Source organism: Curtobacterium sp. MCPF17_046, assembly GCF_003224295.1.
Lineage (GTDB): Bacteria > Actinomycetota > Actinomycetes > Actinomycetales > Microbacteriaceae > Curtobacterium.
In genome coordinates this window covers 19,270-33,359 of record NZ_QKLB01000017.1, presented here as the reverse complement: position 1 = coordinate 33,359, position 14,090 = coordinate 19,270, and the positions used below count along the sequence as shown (strand labels likewise).

Sequence of the window (14,090 nt, the reverse complement as noted above, 5' to 3'; positions counted from 1 at the left end):
CGTGGACCTCGACGTCATCGGAGCCGCGATCGTCTCGATCAGCGGTGCGCTCTTCGCGACCGCTTCGATCTGGTGCCTGGTCGGCCTCTTCCTCAGGACCCGCGGGGAGTCCGTCCTCCCGGCAGCTTCCAGAGCCCACCTGTCCACGTCGGCATCGACGGTCGTCGCCGGGCTCGTGGTCCACGTCATCGGCTTCTTCCCCGAAGCCTTCGTGCTCGTCTACGCGGGTGCGACGTCGACGCTCGTCGCCGTCGCCGTCGCACGGACGGCGGAACGCACCACTCCCGCCCGGGTCGCGGGACCGGCACTCCTCACGGCGAGCGGGATCGTCACGCTCACGATCGGGCTGCTCATCTGACCGCTGCCGTCCGGGACGGCGGTCAGGCCTCGGTGTCGTCGACCAACAGGTCGTCGTGGCGGTAGTCGCCCGAACGCAGCCCGGCCCGGGCGATCATGTGCGTCGACACCGGCACGAGTGCGAGCTGGAACACCATCGCCGGCAGGACCACCCAGAGCGCCGTCCACGTCCACACGGCGACGACGACCGCCGCCAGACAGCAGGCGAGGCCGAGCACCTGCGGCTTCGACATCGCGTGCAGCCGGACCAGCGGGTCCGGGAAGCGCACGATGCCGATCGCCGCGGCCAGGGACAGCGATGCCCCGACGAGCAGCAGCGCGAGGGCGATCCAGGCGCGGATCCCGGCGGCGTCGAGGAACGCCTGGAGCATGTCCGTCATCTCGGTCATCGCTGGCCTCCTGCGGTGTGGCCGTGGTCGTCCTCGGCCGCTGCGTCGTCGGCCTGGCCGGCGACCGCCGCTTCGTCCGCTGCCTGGACGGCATGCTCCGGCGTGGTGGCGTTCATGCCCTCGTCCTCGGGGTCGGTGGAGGGCGTGACGGCCCGCGCGACGGCGACGGTCGCGAAGACACTGGTCGCGGCGATGACGACGAGCACGGGGACCGCGCTGAGGTCCTGCCGGATGACGATCGCCGCGGCGATGACGAGCAGCACGGTGGTGAGCACCATGTCCGACCCGATCATCCGGTCGAGGATCGTCGGTCCGCGCACGATCCGGCCGACCGCGAGCGCGAGGGTCGCGCCGAGGAGCAGCAGCACGAGGGCGACCCCGACGGCCATGACGACGACGGCGGCGCTCACCGGGTCACCTCCGGCAGCGGCTCGGACAGCTCGGACACGTCCTGCTGCGACCCGATCGCCCTGATGACGAGCGCCTCGATGGTCATCGCTTCCCGACGGGCGTGGTCCACCTGTCCGATGCGCTCGGTGTCGAGCACGTGCAGCAGCAGGCGTCGGCGCCGCAGGTCCTCGTCGATGACGTAGGAACCGGGGACGAGCGAGATCGCGATCGTCGACAGCGTGAACGTCATCTCCGAGGTGGTGTGCAGCTGCACGAGGACGATCGAGCTCTTCCGCACCCCTCGCGGCCGGACGGCGACCCAGGCGACCCGGAACGACGCCGCGACGACGTACCCGGCCCACACGACGAGGAACCGGAGCACGTGCAGGACGGAGAACCGTGCGGACAGCGGGACCGGTGGCAGCGGCAGCAGCTGCGTGACGAGCAGCGCGACGACGATCCCGCAGAGCAGGGTCAGCGGCGTCCAGTTGCCCCAGAGCAGCGCCCACAGCACGGTCAGGCCGGCGACCAGGGGCACGTCGTACCGCCAGGCCAGGGCCATCCGGCGCGCGTTCGTGTAGCGGCGGGCGTCGCTCATCGCTCGTCACCTCCGAGCACGGCCTGCACGTAGCGGTCGGGCGACTCGAGGGACTCGGCGGCGCGGGTCGCGTACCCGTAGAGCGGACCGGCGACGACCGTCAGGGCGACCGAGCCGAGGACGGCGACCGTCGTCACCGCGACCATCATCCGCGGGAGCGAGGACCGGGCGTGCTCGGAGGACGGGGCGTCGCCCGTGCTGTGGGCGTCGGACCGCGTCGGGTCGTCGAGGGTACCGATCGAACCGTCCCCGGCCGGGGCGCGGACGACCGCGCCGGGCACGCCGGCGGGGGCCGTGCCTCCCGTCCGCTCGTCCGTCGCGTCCTCGGGCACGGTGACCGGGGCGGGCTCGGGTGCCCGGAGGTGCTCGTGCGGCTCGGCGACGCTGGCGTGCGGTGCGGCCGCCTCGGCGGCGGGCTTCGGCCGCCAGAAGGCGGCGTCCCAGACGCGCATCAGCGCGTACAGGGTCAGGAGGCTCGTCACGACCCCGGCGCCGATGGTCACGTAGGCGAGTGGCGAGCCGTCCTCGGCTGCCGCGCGGAACAGGCCGAGCTTGCCGATGAAGCCGGAGAACGGCGGGATCCCGCCCAGGTTGAACGCGGGGACGAGGTAGAGCGCCGCGAGCAGCGGGGCCGCCGTGAGGAGACCGCCGAGTGACCGCGTCGACGTCGTGCCGCCGACCCGCTCCATGAGCCCGGAGACGAGGAACAGTGTCGTCTGCACGACGATGTGGTGCACCGTGTAGAAGACCGCCGCCGCGGTGCCGACCACCGACCCGAGCCCGATGCCCATCACCATGAAGCCGATGTGGCTGATCAGGGTGAACGACAGCAACCGTTTCACGTCCGTCTGCGACACCGCGCCGAGCACGCCGACGATCATCGTCAGCGTGGCGACCACGAGCAGGACCGTGTTCAGCTGGGGCCGGGGGAAGATGATCGTCTCCAGCCGGATGATCGCGTAGATGCCGACCTTCGTCAGCAGGCCCGCGAACACCGCCGTCACCGGCGCCGGGGCGGTCGGGTACGAGTCCGGCAGCCAGAACGCGAGCGGGAAGACCGCTGCCTTGATGCCGAACCCGATGAGCAGCATGGTGTGCAGCAGGAGCTGGACGTGGTCGGGCAGGTCGGCCACGCGCTCGCTGATCTGGGCGATGTTCACCGTGCCGGTCGCGCCGTAGACCAGGCCGATGGCGGCGAGGAAGATCGACGACGAGATGAGGCTCGTGATGATGTAGGTCGTGCCGGCGCGGACCCGCTGCACGCTGCCGCCGATGGTGATGAGCACGTAGCTCGCGACCAGGAGCATCTCGAACGCCACGTACAGGTTGAACAGGTCACCGGCGATGAACGAGTCGAGGACGCCCGCCGCGAGCACGAGGTACGTCGGGTAGAAGATCGTGACCGGTGCGTCCTCGTCGTCGTCCGCCAGACCCTGGCCGATCGAGAAGAGCAGGACGACGAGCAGCACCGACGCCGACACGGTCAGGAGCAGGGCGCTCAGGCGGTCGACCACGAGCGAGATCCCGTACGGCGCCTGCCACCCGCCGACCTGCACGACGATCGTGCCGTGGCGGTCGACGAGCACCATGAGCGTGACGGCGACCGCGACGGCGATGACGAGCACCGCGACCGTGATGGCGCGCTGCAGCTGCTGGTGCCGGAGCAGCCCGAGGGCGACGGCGGCCCCGAGGAGCGGGACGAGGACGAGGAGCGGGACGAGGGCGGTCACGGGCGGGCCTGCTCTCGGTCGGTGTCGTGGGGAGCGCTGACGTGCGGGTCGTCCTCGTCCTCGGGGGCCTTCGGGTCGCGCGGTGCGGCGTCGTCCTCCTCGGCGAGCTCCGGGTCGTCGTCGGCGGGGTCCTGGCGGTCCTGCCGGATCGCGACGTCGGCCTCGTCGACCTCGACCTCGTCGGCGCGGGACAGCCGCCAGGAGCGGTGGATGAGCGCGAGCAGGAACGCGCTCACCGCGAAGGTGATGACGATCGCGGTCAGGGCGAAGGCCTGGGGGAGCGGGTCGGCGATGCCGTCCGCCGACTTCCCGATCGGCGGGTCGCCCGCGGCACCCGACATCGTCAGGAGCAGCAGGTTCAGCGCGTTGCCGAGCAGCAGGAACCCGAGCAGCATCCGGGTCAGGGAGCGTTCGAGGAGCAGGTAGACGCCGCACGAGAACAGCACGGCCATCGCGATGACGAGGACGAGGGTGACGGTCATGCGTTGGTTCCCTCCATGGTGTCGGCGGCGGGTGTGCGGCGGTCCTCGATGCGCTGGCGGTCGACCTCGGCGCCGAGCGAGCGGAGGACGTCGAGCACGAGTCCGACGACGACGAGGTACACGCCGATGTCGAAGAACGTGGCGGTGACGAACTCGACGTGCCCGAGCACGGGGACGGTCGCCTCGAAGAACTCGGAGTACAGCGCCTCCTTGCCGGCGACCATCGGGACGATCGCCGTGACCGCCGCCGTGGCGACGCCGAGCCCGAGGAGTCGTCCGGCCCGGATCGGGGCCGCCGCGCCGAGTTCGGCCGGTCCGCCGGCGAGGTACCGGGCGGCCAGGGCGATGCCGGCCACCAGTCCGCCCGCGAACCCGCCACCGGCCGAGTTGTGCCCGGCGAAGAGCAGGTAGAGCGACAGCACGACGAGCCCGTGGAACAGCAGCCGGACGACGATGTCGAGCAGGGCGGAGCGGCCGGTGGGGATCGCTGCGCTCGTCGGCAGCCAGGCGCGCGGTTCCCCGTCGGCACGGTCGTCGCCGTTCGCCACCCCGGCCGGCATGTCCCGCAGGCGGGGCAGGGTGTCTTCGCGTGACTTCACGAAGATGAGGCTCGCGACCCCGGTCGCGGCGGCCACGACGACGGTGAGCTCGCCGAGTGTGTCCCATCCGCGGAGGTCGACCAGTGCGACGTTGACGACGTTGAGCCCGTGGCCGAACGAACTGGTCAGCGCGGGCAGGTCCGGCCACAGCGGTCGGGCGGTACGGGCCGAGGCGGCGACGATGACCACGGTCGCCAGGGTGACGCCGGCGAGGGCCGCGAACAGCGCCCGGAGGACCCGGAAGCGCGAGGGGTTGGCGGTGCCGATCTTCGGGGGCAGGCGTCGGAGCACGAGCACGAAGGCGATGAGGGTGACGGTCTCCACGACGAGCTGCGTCAACGCGAGGTCGACGGCGCCGTGCAGCAGGAACAGGATCGACGTCCCGTACCCGGTGACCCCGACCAGCACGGCGGCGGCGAACCGGGTCTTCGCGGCGAGCACGGACACCGCGGCGGCCGACATCACGACGACCACCGGGAGTTGCCCCCACGTGTCGGCGAAGCGGACGTGGAACTCCCACGGGCCGCCGACGACGAGGTTCAGCAGCGCGCCGGCGACGAAGACCGACAGGATCACCGTCAGGTAGTACGGCAGCGAGCCGCGCTGCAGGCTCGCGGTGAGCCAGGTCGCGAACCGGTCGAGTGCCCGCATCAGGCGGCGGTAGGTGCCCGACGCCGAGGGGGACCCGGCCAAGCGGTGCTGCACGGCCTCGACCCGGGCGCGGACGAGGAACAGCGCGATCCCGGCGACGAGCGTCAGCGCGGAGAGGCCGAGCGCGGGCTCGAGCCCGTGCCAGAGGGCCAGGTGCGGGACCTCGCCGGAGCCGTGCCGCGCGGTCTCGGCGGCGGACTCGAAGCCGTGCGCGACGAACGGGGTCGCGAGGCCGAGCACGAGTCCGGTGACGCCGAGCAGCGACGGGACGACCCCCATCCCGTGCAGGGCGTGCGGCTCGGTCTGCGGGACCCCGGCCTTGCGGGCGAAGGTGCCCCAGAAGAACCGGCAGGAGTACGCGACGGTCAGGGCCGAGCCGACGGTGATGCCCACGAGCGCGGTCCAGGCCCACACCGCGTCCGTGCCGTGCAGCTCCTCGACGAAGCCGGTGAGCACGGCCTCCTTCGCGACGAACCCGACGAGCGGCGGGATCCCGGACATCGACGCGAGCGCGAGCACGGCGACCGCGGCCAGCCAGGGGAGGCGTCGGCCCAGACCGCTGAGCTTCCCGAGGTCGCGGGTGCCGGCGACGTGGTCGACCGTCCCGACGACCAGGAACAGCGTCGACTTGAAGGTGGCGTGCGCCACGAGCAGCACGACGCCGCCGAGGGCGATCTCCGGCGCTCCCCACCCGGCGGCGAGCAGCAGGAAGCCGAGCTGGGCCACGGTGCCGTAGGCGAGCAGGAGCTTGAGGTCGGTCTGCCGGAGCGCCCGGTACCCGCCGACGAGCATCCCGAGCACACCGAGGATGGTGACCGTCTCACGCCAGCCGTCGAGCAGCGCGAACGCCGGGGCGAGGCGCGCGACGAGGTAGATCCCCGCCTTCACCATCGCCGCCGCGTGCAGGTACGCGCTCACCGGGGTCGGCGCGGCCATCGCCGCCGGCAGCCAGAAGTGGAACGGCACGATCGCGGACTTCGTCAGCGCGCCGACGAGCACGAGCACGACGGACACCGACACCGCGGTGCCGGTCGGGGGAGCGGCGATGATGCCGGACAGTGAGGTCGTCCCGGCGGCGACCGAGATCACCACGAGGCCCGCCAGCATCGCGAGCCCGCCCGCGGTGGTCACGACGAGCGCCTGCATGGCCGCTGCGCGACTGGCCCGCTTCACGGCGTCGTGGCCGATGAGCAGGTACGAGAAGACCGTCGTGGCCTCCCACAGGACGAACAGCACGATGACGTCGTCGGCGATCACCAGGCCGTACATCGACCCGGCGAACGCGGTCAGCACGCCCGCGAACCGACCGAGCCCGGGCTCGTCGGCGTCGAAGTACGAGGCGCAGTAGACGAGCACGAGTGCGCCGACCGCGGTGACGACCAGTGCGAGCACCCACGACAGGGCGTCCACCCGGAACGCGAGGTCGAGTGCGAGTTGCGGGATCCACCGCACCCGCTCCGTGACACCGCCGCCGAGTGCGGCAGGGGTCTGCGTCACCGTCAGGACGGCGGCGGCCGCGGGTGCGAGGGCGGCGACGAAGAAGACGCGGCGCCCGAGCAGGGGGGTGAGTGCGGGGACGACGAGTGCGATGACGCCGAACGCGATGAGGACGGTGGACAAGCGGACACCTCCTCGGGGGTCGGGCTGCAGTCCGGCTCTCTTGGTTCCTCACAGCCTACGGAGAGGCGGATGAGCAGAGCCTGTACGGGCGGACAGGATGGGCCGAGCCGGAGCAAACTGATCCCTTCCGCGCATCCGTCCGGTGCAGCCCGGCCTGCCGATCTGGGATGATCGGACGGACGGTGCCGATCTCGCGCGCCGCGGAGGGTGACCCGGTGGACGCAGCAGAACAGGTGGTGCTCCAACTCGTCGGCACCCCGTGGGCGTTCCTCGCCGTCGGTGTCGTGCTCGCCGTCGGCAGCGTCGCGGTGTTCCTGCCGAGCCAGGCGATGGTGGTGGCGATCGGCACGCTCCTGGTCGGTGGCGACGGCGGGCTCCTGCCGGTGCTCCTCCTCGTCGTCGCGGCGACGACCGGCATGGTGCTCGGTGACCTCGGGCTCTACCACCTGGCGCGCTCGGCGGACCTCGGATCGAAGTCCTGGTTCACGCGGCCGAAGGTCAGGAAGGCGCGGGAGGCCATCGACGAGCGCTACCGGTCGGCACCCGGGCGCATCGCGGTCCTCGGCCGGTTCATCCCGATGGGCCGGCTCACCACGAACCTCGTGGGTGCCGACAGCGGGCTCGACGCCCGGCGGTTCCTGCTCGCCTGCCTGCTCGCCGACGTCGTGTGGGCCGCGTACTGCGTCGCGATCGCGGCGGCGACCGGGAGCTGGAGCCGCGACCAGCCGTTCCTCGTGACGGTGGTGGCGGTCGTGGCGTCGATCCTCCTCGGACTCGGCATCTCCGCGGTCGAGAAGGCCCTGCGCCGGCGGAGCGAAGCGGTCGCCGCGCGCTGAGCGCGAGCGGCGGCCGACCAGCCGCGACGGACTGGATGCCGCACGGACGCGCGCCCGTAGCGTGGTGGGACCGTCCGCGTCCGGAGGAGGACCCGTGCCCGATCTGCGCACCGCCGAGCTCGTCCCCGACCCCACCGCGCTCGAGACCCTCGACACCGGCAGCACCTGGGCCGAGGGTCCGTGCTGGATCCCCGCGACCCGGACGCTCCGCTGGTCGGACATCCCCGGCGACCGGATCATGCAGTGGTCCGCGGCGGAGGGCACGGTGTCGGTGTACGCCGACGGCGTGGAGTACACGAACGGCCGGACCCTCGACCGGGACGGATCGGTGGTGCAGTGCTCGCACGGGCTGCGCCGGGTCGAGCGTGACCGGGACGGCACCGTGACCCCGATCACGTCGTCCTGGGGAGGGGTCCGCTACAACTCCCCGAACGACGTCGTCGTCACCCGGGACGGCAGCGTCTGGTTCACCGACCCCGCGTACGGCATCACCCAGCCCCGCGAGGGACACCCGGGCGTGCGGGAGTACGGCGACCACTGGGTGTTCCGCTGCGGACCCGCCGGCGAGGACCTCCGCCCGGTCGTCCTCGACGTCGACGAGCCGAACGGCCTGGCGTTCTCGCCCGACGAGCGCGTGCTGTACGTCGCGAGTTCGGACCGTACCCGCCCGGTGATCCGCGCGTACGACGTCGTGGTGGACGCCGACGCGGCCGGAGCCCCGGCCGTGCGGGTGAAGAACGGCCGCGACCTCGTGCGCTTCGCTCCGGACGAGGGCGTGCCGGACGGCATCCGCGTCGACGAAGCCGGACGGATCTGGTCGTCCTCCGCCCTCGGGGTGGTCATCAGCTCCGCCGACGGGGTCCGGATCGGGACGGTCCCGGTCCCCGAGGTCGTGTCGAACCTCTGCTTCGGCGGCGACGACGGCCGCACCCTCTTCATCACGGCGACGACCTCGGTGCACCGCATCCGGACCACGACCCGGGACGCCGCCCGCCGCTGACGTATCCTGACCCGGCCATGCAGTGCGACTACTTCGACCGCGGGGTGTGCCGGTCGTGCACCCTCATGGGTCAGCCATACGGCGACCAGGTGCTCGACAAGGAACTCCGGACGCGGGAGCTCCTCCACGACGCGGTCGAGGCCGCCGGCGGCCCGGGAGCGGTCGAGTGGCTCCCCGCGGTCACGAGTCCGGAGTCGGGGTACCGCAACAAGGCGAAGATGGTGGTCGGCGGCTCCGTGCAGCACCCCACCGTCGGGATCCTCGACGACCGCCAGCGTGGCGTCGACCTGCGGCACTGCGGGATCTGCACGCCGGGCATCCAGCGGGCGCTCCCGGTGCTCGCCGACTTCGTCTCGACCGCGGGGCTCATCCCGTACGACGTCCGCCAGCGCCGTGGTGAGCTGAAGTACGTGCTCGTCACCGAGTCGCCCGACGCCGAGCTCATGGTGCGCTTCGTCCTCCGCTCGGAGGGACAGCTCCCGCGCCTCCGCGACCATCTCGACGTGCTCCGACGGGTGCTGCCGCAGGCGGTCGTCGTGACCGCGAACCTCCTGCCGGAGCACAAGGCCGTCACGGAGGGGGACCGGGAGGTCGTGCTCACCGAGCAGCAGACCCTCCCGATGCGCCTCGGTCCCGTGACGATGCACCTGCGCCCGCAGAGCTTCTTCCAGACGAACACGGCCGTCGCGACGCAGCTGTACGCGCAGGCGTCCGCGTGGATCGACGAGGTCGACCCGGCGTCAATGTGGGACCTGTACTGCGGGGTCGGCGGGTTCGCCCTGCACGCGGCCCGGCCGGGTCGCGCGGTGACCGGCATCGAGACGAGCCGGGAGGCGATCGTGTCCGCCAAGCAGTCCGCCCGTGAGGCGGGTCTGGCCGACGTCCGGTTCGCCGCGGACGACGCCACGGCGCACGCCCTCCGCGCTCGTCCCGGCGCCACCCCGGAACTCGTGGTCGTGAACCCGCCCCGGCGCGGCATCGGTGCCGAGCTCGCGGGGTGGTTCGAGGCGTCGGACGTCCGGCACGTCGTGTACTCGAGTTGCAATCCGGTCACGCTCGCGCGTGACCTCGCGGCGATGCCGTCGTACCGGTTGCGGCGGGCGCGCGTGCTCGACATGTTCCCGCAGACGGGGCACCTCGAGGCCGTGACGCTGCTCTCGCGGGCCTGACGGCCGGGAGGCGCGGTGCGGGCCCGTCCGGGGCCTCCCGTCCGCCTCGCACATCGTCGGGCTGGGATTGCCAGGGAACTCGGAAGGTCGTGTACCCGGGTACACCCCGATCGCCGTAGGAGCGGCGATCGTGACACCCAGGTTCCGCCGAGGGGTACATACCACTGATGGGCAGAACCATTTGTCTCGGTTTGATAACGAGCCAGAGTTTCCTATGGTGGCCGACCGTGACACCGGCGCGGAGGCTGCCCCCGGTGACGCCATCAGACTGACCGCGATCGGTCGGGGTGGGCAGCCGGCGTCGGGAACGACGAGTGCGGCCCCGGTGGAGCAACGACATGAAGAACCACACCCGAACCCGCGCCCTCGTCGGCGGACTCGCCTTCGCCGGCCTCGCCGCGACGGGCGTCGGTCTCGCGGCTGCACCGGCGAGTGCGGCCAGCGGCTCGACCTGGGACGCCCTGGCAGCATGCGAGGCCAGCGGCAACTGGGCCGCGAACACCGGCAACGGCTACTACGGCGGACTGCAGTTCACGCAGAGCACCTGGGCCGCCAACGGCGGCACCGGCAGCCCGGCCGCCGCGAGCCGCGAGACGCAGATCGCGGTGGCCGAGAACGTCCTCGCCTCCCAGGGCTGGGGCGCATGGCCGGCCTGCTCCGCGAAGCTGGGCCTGAGCGGCACCACCGGCGTCGCTCCGGCACCGGTGCCGCAGCCGGCCGCGCCGGCACCGGCCCCCGCCGCCCCGGCGGCCCCCGCGCAGCAGGCGGCCCCGGCCCAGCCGGCGGCTCCCGCACCGGCCCCGGCTCCGAAGGCCGCCCCGAGCACGCCGGCTCCGTCGGCGACCTCGAGCAAGCCGGCCGCGGTGCCCACGAGCGGCAAGACCGTCAAGGTGGTGTCCGGCGACACGCTCGACACCATCGCGACGAAGCTCGGCATCGACGGTGGTTGGAAGCAGCTGTGGGCGGCGAACACGTCGACCATCGACGACGCCAACCTCATCTACGCGGGGCAGACCCTGCAGCTCCCGGCCTGACGTCCAGCGTCACGCAGCCGATCGGAAGCGCCCCACGACCTCGGTCGTGGGGCGCTTCGTCGTCCCCGGCCCGAAGGCCCCGGACGGCCGTGTCGCCTCAGCCGGTGGCCGCGGTCCGCCCTGCCGCGTGCCCCGCGAGCCACCCTTCGACGTCGTCGGACCGCAGGGCGATGGTGAGGCTGGTCAGTTCGGCACGGTCGACTTCGACGTAGCTCTGGCCGTCCGGGCTGGTGCCACCCCCGGCGGTCGGGAGCGTGAACGTCTCGAGGTCGTGCGGCCGGATCCGGCGGAGGGACCAGCCGAGGTCGACCAGGGTGGGGAAGGTGAGACCGGGGTCGACGGAGAGGTACGCGCTCGTCGAGCTCACGAACCGCTGCACGGCCCCGGGATCGGTCAGGGTGTCCGCCGACAGGACCCGCTCGAGGAGCGCGCGCATGAACGCCTGCTGGTTGCGGACCCGGGTGTGGTCGGCGTCCGGGAAGGCGTAGCGCTCCCGCACGAACGTGAGCGCCGCGGCGCCGTCGAGCTCGTTCGGTCCCCGGACGAAGTGGTGTCCGCGGGCGTCGAAGGTCGCGGGGGACTGCACCGTCACGCCGCCGAGGGCGTCGGTCATCCCGACGAACCCGGCGAAGTCGATCTCGGCGACGTGGTCGATCCGGACCCCGAGGAGCTGTTCGACGGTCTGCACGGTCAGTGGGACACCGCCCCACGAGTAGGCGGCGTTGATCTTCGCCCTGCCGTGTCCGGGCACCTCGACCCAGGAGTCGCGGAGGATCGACATCAGGGAGACGTGTCGGCGGTCGGCCGAGACGTGCGCGAGCATCAGGGTGTCGGAACGGCCACCGCCCACGCCGTCGTGCTGCGGGTCGAGCCGCTCCCGTGCGTCCGACCCGATGAGCAGGACGTCCAGTGCGTCCCCGTCGTCGTGCGGCCGTCCTCCGCTCGGGAAGGGGTCGTCGAGCACGGTGCGTCCCGCGTCGTACCGCTCGGCCAGGCCGCCGATGAACACGCTGGCGACGACGGCGAGCACCGTGGCGACCGCCGTGAGGGACCCGACGGTCGCCAGCAGTGCGACGAGCAGCGGGCGGCGCCGGATGGAGCGCGCTGCGGCGCGGCGTCCGGTCACGAGACCCCCTGGGGACAGGTCGGCCCTGGTGCCGACCCGTCCAGGGTGTCATATTCCAGACGTCAGACACAAGTACCAGCGTCAGGGTGGGGTCGGCCGCGTCCCTGCGAGGATCGCGCCGAGGCGACGGCGCAGCTCCGGGTCGTCCGGCAGGACCTCGCGCTCGATGTGCCGTGCGGTCTCCCACATCTCCCGCCCGCGCTCGGTGACCGTCACCACCCGGCGACGCCCGTCCTCGGGATGGGGTCCGCGGACGACGAGGCCGTCCCGTTCGAGCCGCTCGAGGGTGCGCGACATGGTCTGCGGCTGCACGCGCGCGGTCCTCGCGATGACGTCCGCGCCGGTCGGGCCGTTCCGGAGGGCGATGTCGAGCGCGATGAGCGCCGCGTGGGGCAGGCCGATCGCCCGGAGTCGTTCGTCCCACTCCCGTTCGACGGCTCGTGCAGCGGCCGCCAGCAGTCGCCCGATCGGCCACCGGGAGGGCTCGTCGTCCATGCCGCGAGTCTACGGTCGGGCGGTCCGCTTCCTCCGGCGCGCTGCCGTCGCGCCTCTCGCGCCGACCCCGTGACATGTGACACGCTGAGCGCATGCCAGTGCCCTCGACCCAGCCCGCTGCCGAGCGCAAACTCCTCCGTGACACCGTGCAGGACAGGATCCGGGACGCGATCATGGACGGCACGCTCGAGCCGGGCGAGCGGCTGAACGACGACGACCTCATCGCCTGGCTCGGCGTCTCCCGCACTCCCATCCGAGAGGCTCTGGCCGAACTCGCCCGCGCCGGTCTCGTAGAGATGGCCCCGAACCGCTACACCAAGGTCGCCGCACCCAGCGCGGCCGAGCTGCTCGACGCCTACCAGACGCTCGGCGTGATCTACGGCGGCGTCGTCCGGCTCGCGGTCCCGCGCTTCACCGACGCCGAGCGCCGCCGGGTGGTCCGGACGCTCGACGACGTGCTCGAGCGCCTCGGCGAGGGCCAGCAGGCCGAGGTCGCCCACGACGGCGCGGACCTCTACGCGATGTGGGCGGAGGCCTGCGGGAACGCGTCCCTCGCCCAGCTGTGCCGGGCCACCACCGACGGACTCGCCTTCCGGTTGCGGGTCCCCGAGCTCGCCGAGGTCGTGCCGCCCGAGGCGGTCACGCCCCGCGTGCGGGAACTCCGCGACGCCGTCGCGGCGAACGACCCGATCGCCGCGGAGCTCGCCATGGAGGCCGCCCACCTGCTGCCCACCAGGAACTGAAGCGGCCGGCACTCAGCGGGGCAGGACCCCCGTGGCGAGCCCGAGCGACCAGAGTGCGACGATCGCCACCACCGCCGCGAGGTGCCACCAGCGGTGCATGACGAGCACGGCGGCGAACTCCCGCAGGAACGCGCTCGGGACCGCCTGCCGTGCCGTCGGGGCGCCGAGCACGCGGGCGTCGAGACCGGTGCGCCGGGCCGTGATCGCGGTGCGCATCACGTGGTAGTCGTTCGTGACGACGAGCGTCCGCCCGTCCACCCCGGCGTCCTGGAGGACCGCGGAGGAGAACCGGAGGTTCTCGCGGGTGTTCCGGGAGCGCGGCTCGCGGAGGACGAGGTCGGCGGGGACACCGTGCCCGACCAGGTACCCGGCCATGGCGTCCGCCTCGGTCCGGTCCTCGTCCGCGCCCTGCCCGCCGGACGCCACCACGACCGGGGTGCGGCCGGCGGCGTCCGACCGCCGGAACACCTCGACCGCGCGGTCGAGCCGGGACCGCAGCATCGGCGACACCTGCCCGTGCACGAGCCCGCACCCGAGCACGACGAGCGCCTCGGCCTGCTCGGACACCCGCACGTGCCCGTACGCGAGCGCGGCGCCGAGGAACACGAGGAAGGCGACGGCGACGTACCCGGCGACCGCCAGGACGAGCACGAGGACCGCCGAGCTGGTCGGGGTGTCGACCCGCGCGAGCACGACGACGAGGGCGTCGAGCGCGAGCAGAACGGTCCCGGCGACGAGTGCGAGGAGCCTGGTCAGGCTGCGGGCACCGCGGTGGAGGGCGCGGACGCCGTTTCCGACCAGGAGCACGGCGACCAGGGCGCAGCACACGGCGAGGACGGACAGGAACACCCTGCGACCGTACTGGGCGACC

Annotated in this window: 15 protein-coding genes; 6 read left to right on the top strand and 9 right to left on the bottom strand. The window is 72.7% G+C overall.

The window, feature by feature from the left end; all coding sequences use genetic code 11:
• Position 1 precedes the first annotated feature (1 nt).
• Positions 2-358, top strand: a complete 357-nt coding sequence (locus tag DEJ32_RS13590) for a hypothetical protein (RefSeq protein WP_110891208.1) — start codon at positions 2-4, stop codon at positions 356-358.
• Positions 359-380: 22 nt separating this feature from the next.
• On the opposite strand, the gene mnhG is transcribed toward DEJ32_RS13590, so the two are convergent.
• From mnhG to DEJ32_RS13560, 6 genes are read right to left on the bottom strand one after another with little or no spacing between them, the layout of a single operon-like run.
• The gene (gene mnhG, locus DEJ32_RS13585) at positions 381-746 is read right to left on the bottom strand and encodes a monovalent cation/H(+) antiporter subunit G (protein WP_110901645.1); all 366 of its coding nucleotides are present in this window, start codon (positions 744-746) and stop codon (positions 381-383) included.
• Positions 743-1,156 (bottom strand): hypothetical protein, encoded by a 414-nt coding sequence (locus tag DEJ32_RS13580; RefSeq protein WP_110901644.1) that lies wholly within the window; start codon positions 1,154-1,156, stop codon positions 743-745. The genes mnhG and DEJ32_RS13580 overlap by 4 nt, the downstream gene beginning before the upstream one ends.
• The gene (locus DEJ32_RS13575) at positions 1,153-1,734 is read right to left on the bottom strand and encodes a Na+/H+ antiporter subunit E (protein WP_110825608.1); all 582 of its coding nucleotides are present in this window, start codon (positions 1,732-1,734) and stop codon (positions 1,153-1,155) included. Before DEJ32_RS13575 ends, DEJ32_RS13580 begins: the two co-directional genes overlap by 4 nt.
• Positions 1,731-3,464: a Na+/H+ antiporter subunit D gene (locus tag DEJ32_RS13570; protein WP_110901643.1), complete on the bottom strand. Its 1,734-nt coding sequence runs from the start codon at positions 3,462-3,464 to the stop codon at positions 1,731-1,733. Before DEJ32_RS13570 ends, DEJ32_RS13575 begins: the two co-directional genes overlap by 4 nt.
• On the bottom strand, positions 3,461-3,946 hold the full coding sequence (locus DEJ32_RS13565) for a Na(+)/H(+) antiporter subunit C (protein WP_110901642.1): 486 nt from the start codon (positions 3,944-3,946) through the stop codon (positions 3,461-3,463). Before DEJ32_RS13565 ends, DEJ32_RS13570 begins: the two co-directional genes overlap by 4 nt.
• Positions 3,943-6,816 carry a Na+/H+ antiporter subunit A gene (locus DEJ32_RS13560; protein ID WP_110901641.1) on the bottom strand — a complete coding sequence of 958 codons (2,874 nt, stop codon included), beginning with the start codon at positions 6,814-6,816 and terminating at the stop codon, positions 3,943-3,945. Before DEJ32_RS13560 ends, DEJ32_RS13565 begins: the two co-directional genes overlap by 4 nt.
• Before the next feature lie 215 nt (positions 6,817-7,031).
• Between DEJ32_RS13560 and DEJ32_RS13555 the strand changes: the two genes are divergently transcribed.
• The 4 genes from DEJ32_RS13555 (at position 7,032) to DEJ32_RS13540 (ending at position 10,855) form a co-directional block, all read left to right on the top strand.
• On the top strand, positions 7,032-7,652 hold the full coding sequence (locus DEJ32_RS13555) for a DedA family protein (RefSeq protein ID WP_181420680.1): 621 nt from the start codon (positions 7,032-7,034) through the stop codon (positions 7,650-7,652).
• A 94-nt stretch (positions 7,653-7,746) separates the two neighbouring features.
• Complete coding sequence (locus tag DEJ32_RS13550) at positions 7,747-8,652, top strand: SMP-30/gluconolactonase/LRE family protein (RefSeq protein WP_309146432.1); 906 nt, start codon at positions 7,747-7,749, stop codon at positions 8,650-8,652.
• Positions 8,653-8,669: 17 nt separating this feature from the next.
• Complete coding sequence (rlmC, locus tag DEJ32_RS13545) at positions 8,670-9,821, top strand: 23S rRNA (uracil(747)-C(5))-methyltransferase RlmC (RefSeq protein ID WP_110825603.1); 1,152 nt, start codon at positions 8,670-8,672, stop codon at positions 9,819-9,821.
• 338 nt (positions 9,822-10,159) lie between these two features.
• On the top strand, positions 10,160-10,855 hold the full coding sequence (locus DEJ32_RS13540) for a transglycosylase family protein (protein ID WP_110901639.1): 696 nt from the start codon (positions 10,160-10,162) through the stop codon (positions 10,853-10,855).
• 97 nt (positions 10,856-10,952) lie between these two features.
• Here DEJ32_RS13540 and DEJ32_RS13535 read toward each other — a convergent pair whose 3' ends face one another.
• Together DEJ32_RS13535 and DEJ32_RS13530 are read right to left on the bottom strand one after the other, a co-directional pair.
• Positions 10,953-11,981: an LCP family protein gene (locus DEJ32_RS13535; RefSeq protein WP_110901638.1), complete on the bottom strand. Its 1,029-nt coding sequence runs from the start codon at positions 11,979-11,981 to the stop codon at positions 10,953-10,955.
• 81 nt (positions 11,982-12,062) lie between these two features.
• On the bottom strand, positions 12,063-12,476 hold the full coding sequence (locus DEJ32_RS13530; RefSeq protein WP_110891219.1) for a MarR family winged helix-turn-helix transcriptional regulator: 414 nt from the start codon (positions 12,474-12,476) through the stop codon (positions 12,063-12,065).
• Positions 12,477-12,568: 92 nt separating this feature from the next.
• Here DEJ32_RS13530 and DEJ32_RS13525 point away from each other — a divergent pair, with 92 nt between their 5' ends.
• Positions 12,569-13,219, top strand: a complete 651-nt coding sequence (locus DEJ32_RS13525) for a GntR family transcriptional regulator (RefSeq protein WP_110901637.1) — start codon at positions 12,569-12,571, stop codon at positions 13,217-13,219.
• Between the two features lie 12 nt (positions 13,220-13,231).
• On the opposite strand, the gene DEJ32_RS13520 is transcribed toward DEJ32_RS13525, so the two are convergent.
• Positions 13,232-14,068, bottom strand: coding sequence for a YdcF family protein (locus DEJ32_RS13520; protein ID WP_181420679.1), 837 nt, complete (start codon positions 14,066-14,068; stop codon positions 13,232-13,234).
• Positions 14,069-14,090: the final 22 nt, after the last annotated feature.

Bases quoted from the DNA above. Each gene is read 5' to 3' on its own strand.
- DEJ32_RS13540 (WP_110901639.1), top strand. From the start codon at position 10,160: ATGAAGAACCACACCCGAACCCGCGCCCTCGTCGGCGGACTCGCCTTC.
- mnhG (WP_110901645.1), bottom strand. From the start codon at position 746: ATGACCGAGATGACGGACATGCTCCAGGCGTTCCTCGACGCCGCCGGG.
- rlmC (WP_110825603.1), top strand. From the start codon at position 8,670: ATGCAGTGCGACTACTTCGACCGCGGGGTGTGCCGGTCGTGCACCCTC.
- DEJ32_RS13525 (WP_110901637.1), top strand. From the start codon at position 12,569: ATGCCAGTGCCCTCGACCCAGCCCGCTGCCGAGCGCAAACTCCTCCGT.
- DEJ32_RS13575 (WP_110825608.1), bottom strand. From the start codon at position 1,734: ATGAGCGACGCCCGCCGCTACACGAACGCGCGCCGGATGGCCCTGGCC.
- DEJ32_RS13530 (WP_110891219.1), bottom strand. From the start codon at position 12,476: ATGGACGACGAGCCCTCCCGGTGGCCGATCGGGCGACTGCTGGCGGCC.
- DEJ32_RS13565 (WP_110901642.1), bottom strand. From the start codon at position 3,946: ATGACCGTCACCCTCGTCCTCGTCATCGCGATGGCCGTGCTGTTCTCG.